The sequence below is a fragment of the Komagataeibacter kakiaceti JCM 25156 genome, from assembly GCF_000613305.1.
The window spans coordinates 1-3666 of record NZ_BAIO01000227.1 but is presented as its reverse complement, the minus strand read 5'-3'; the positions used below and the strand labels follow the sequence as shown (position 1 = coordinate 3666).

The window sequence follows — 3666 nt, the reverse complement described above, 5'->3', positions numbered from 1 at the left end:
CATCTGCGGCCACTGTTCGCGGTGCCGCGCTGGCTGGCCAACCTTCAGGCCGGGGTGCTGGAGCACCTGCCCGGCCGGATGCTGACACGCGACCAGCTGCGCCTGCTCTATGCCGATAACGTCGTGGCCCCCGGCGCGCGCACGATCGAGATGCTGGGCATCACGCCCGCCCCGCTGGATCTGATCCTGACCGAAGCGCCGTAAGGCCGGAATTCTGGTATTTTCCGGTTAATTTTCCATTAAGGTCAGTACTGCTGTCTTTTATTGGCGCAAGGTGTTGCGTAGACCTGTGCGCGTCGCGGGGCGCGTGCTGCGTCCGCCGCGTCCTTCACCTTCAAGCAGACCAGGGGCAGACCGATGGCCGAGCGCATGCTGAAATTCGTCTCTGTGGCGCAGGAGCAGCCGGACAAACGGCCTGCCGAGGCGCGCCGCAGGGACTTTAACGAGATTTACGCGCCCTTCGCCACGGAAATGGCGGAAAAGCAGGCTTCGCGCTGTTCGCAGTGCGGCGTGCCGTTCTGTTCGGTGCACTGCCCGCTGGGCAACAACATCCCTGACTGGCTGATGATGACGGCGGCGGGCCGGCTGGAGGAAGCGTACGAGCTGTCTTCCGCCACCAACACCTTCCCCGAGATCTGTGGCCGCATCTGCCCGCAGGACCGCCTGTGCGAAGGCAACTGCGTGATCGAGGAAGGCTTCGAGAGCGTGACCATCGGCGCGGTGGAGCGCTACATCACCGACAACGCGTTCGATAACGGCTGGGTCAAACCGGTCGTGCCCGTGACCGAACGCACGGAAAGCGTCGGCATCATCGGCGCCGGTCCCGGCGGGCTCGCGGCGGCGGTGCAACTGCGTGAGATGGGCTACCAGGTCCATGTCTATGACCGTTACGACCGCATCGGCGGCCTGCTCATGTACGGCATTCCCGGCTTCAAGCTGGAAAAGGACATCGTGCTGCGGCGGCACAGGCTGCTGCTGGACTCGGGCGTCACCTTCCACCTTGGCAAGGATGTGGGGGATACGGACGGGCCGGACACCATCGCGTTCTCCACCCTGCGCGCGCGCCATGACGGTGTGCTGGTCGCCACCGGCGTGTACAAATCGCGCGACATCGGCGGTCCGGGCGCGGGGCAGGGCGGGATCGTGCGCGCGCTGGATTACCTGACCGCGTCCAACCGTGTCTCGCTGGGTGACAGCGTGGCGGAATATGACAGCGGTGAACTGAACGCCGCGGGCAAGTCGGTCGTGGTGATCGGGGGCGGTGATACGGCCATGGACTGCGTGCGCACCGCCATCCGGCAGGGCGCCAGATCGGTCAAGTGCCTGTACCGCCGCGACCGCGCCAACATGCCCGGTTCCGTGCGTGAGGTGAAGAACGCCGAGGAGGAAGGCGTCGAGTTCGTATGGCTCGCCGCCCCGCTGGCGTTCGAGGGCGACGGAACGGTTACCGGCGTGCGCGCCAGCCGCATGAAACTGGGCCTGCCCGACGCCAGCGGCCGCCAGTCGGTCGAGCCGGTGGAGAACAGCGCCTTCACGCTGGAGGCCGATCTGGTGGTCAAGGCGCTGGGCTTCGACCCCGAACCGCTGGCCACGCTGTGGGGCCAGCCGGAGCTGGAGGTCTCGCGCTGGGGCACGCTCATGGTTGACCGCGCGACATTCATGACCAGCCTGCCGGGCGTGTTCGCGGCGGGCGATATTGTGCGCGGGGCCAGCCTTGTGGTGTGGGCGATCCGTGATGGGCGGGATGCGGCGGCGCAGATGCACCGCTGGCTTGAGGAAATGACGGCGGCGCAGGCCGAGGTGGCGGAGTGAGCATGATGGACCAGATTGAACGGCAGCCCACCGGATTCGTGCAGGAATGGGAAGACAACGCGAAGGCCATCTCCGGCCTGTACGACCCCACGCAGGAGCATGACGCCTGCGGTGTGGGCATGGTCGCCGCGCTGGATGGCAGGCCACGGCGTGACGTGGTGGAAGCCGGTATCGCGGCGCTGAAGGCCGTGTGGCACCGTGGCGCGGTCGATGCCGATGGCAAGACCGGCGATGGCGCGGGCATCCATGTCGAGATCCCGCAGGATTTCTTTGCCGACGCCATCCATGCGGGCGGCGCGGCGGGCGGCGTTGACAGCCAGATCGCCGTGGGCATGATCTTCCTGCCCAAGACGGACATCGCGGCGCAGGAACGCTGCCGCCAGATCATCGAAAGCGAGATCCTCGCCTTCGGCTACAGCATCTATGGCTGGCGTCAGGTGCCGATCAACACCGACTGCATCGGTGAGAAGGCCAACGCCACCCGCCCCGAGATCGAGCAGATCCTGATCCGCAACCTGCCCGGCAGCGCGGAAGAGGAATTCGAGCGTGACCTGTACGTCATCCGCCGCCGGATCGAGAAAAGCGCGATCGCCAATCAGGTGGATCTGTATGTCTGTTCGCTGTCGTGCCGTTCGCTGATCTACAAGGGCATGTTCCTGGCCGAACACCTGACCGTGTTCTATCCCGACCTGCTGGACCCGCGTTTCGTCAGCCGCTTCGCGATCTATCACCAGCGGTACTCGACCAACACCTTCCCCACATGGAAGCTGGCCCAGCCGTTCCGCCGCCTTGCCCATAATGGTGAGATCAACACCATCTCGGGCAACGTCAACTGGATGAAAAGCCATGAGACCCGGCTGGCCGATCCGGTGCTGGACCCGTTCATGGAGGATCTCAAGCCCGTCGTGCAGGCGCAGGGGTCGGATACGGCGTGCTTCGACAACGTGTTCGAACTGCTGACCTTCGCCGGGCGTGACGCGCCCATGGCGCGCTGCCTCATGATCCCGGCCAGCATCGGCGGCAATTCCGCCATGAAGCAGCGCCACAAGGACATGTATTCCTACTGCAACGCCGTGATGGAGCCGTGGGACGGCCCCGCCGCGCTGTGCGCGACCGACGGGCGGTGGATGGTCGCGGGCCTTGACCGCAGCGGCCTGCGCCCCCTGCGCTACACCATTACCGGCAGCGGCCTGCTGATCGTCGGATCCGAGACCGGCATGGTCAAGGTGCCCGAAGCCGACATCGTCAGCCGTGGTCGGCTGGGGCCGGGGCAGTCGCTGGCGCTCGACCTGAAAACGGCAAAGCTGTACAGCAACGACGAACTGCTCGACACGCTTTCGGACCGGCAGGATTTTTCAAGCTGGGTGAAGCGCACGCAGGAAATCTCCAGCATCGTGCGCCCCGATGGCAGCGAGCCGGTGCTGTATGACGCCGACACCCTGCGCCGCCGCCAGCTTGCCGTGGGCCTGACGCTGGAAGACCTCGAGACGATCCTCCAGCCGATGGTGGAGAACGCGGCCGAGGCCATCGGCTCGATGGGTGACGATACGCCGCTTGCGGTGCTGTCCACCCGTTACCGTGGCCTTGCGCATTACTTCCGCCAGGCCTTCAGCCAGGTCACCAACCCGCCCATCGACAGCCTGCGTGAAACGCGGGTCATGAGTCTGGTGACGCGGCTGGGCAACCTTGGCAACATCCTTGAGGAAAGCGAGACGCAGTGCGACCTGCTCCAGCTTCCCTCCCCGGTGCTGACGACGGGCGAGTTCCAGGCGCTGGTCGAGTTCTGTGGCAAGGATAGCTGCATCATCGACTGCACCTTCCCCGCCGCCGAGGGCGAGGCCGGGCTGCGCGCGG

At 65.8% G+C, this 3666-nt stretch carries 2 protein-coding genes and 1 pseudogene; all 3 read left to right on the top strand.

All coding sequences use genetic code 11. From position 1 onward, the window contains the following. A pseudogene (locus tag JCM25156_RS11170) lies at positions 1-204 on the top strand (complex I NDUFA9 subunit family protein); the annotation flags it as partial. Between the two features lie 153 nt (positions 205-357). Beyond that, positions 358-1812 (top strand): NAD(P)-dependent oxidoreductase, encoded by a 1455-nt coding sequence (locus JCM25156_RS11165; RefSeq protein WP_025813134.1) that lies wholly within the window; start codon positions 358-360, stop codon positions 1810-1812. A gap of 5 nt (positions 1813-1817) precedes the next feature. Continuing rightward, a partial coding sequence (locus JCM25156_RS11160) for a glutamate synthase central domain-containing protein (RefSeq protein WP_025813133.1) occupies positions 1818-3666 on the top strand: 1849 nt, incomplete at its 3' end.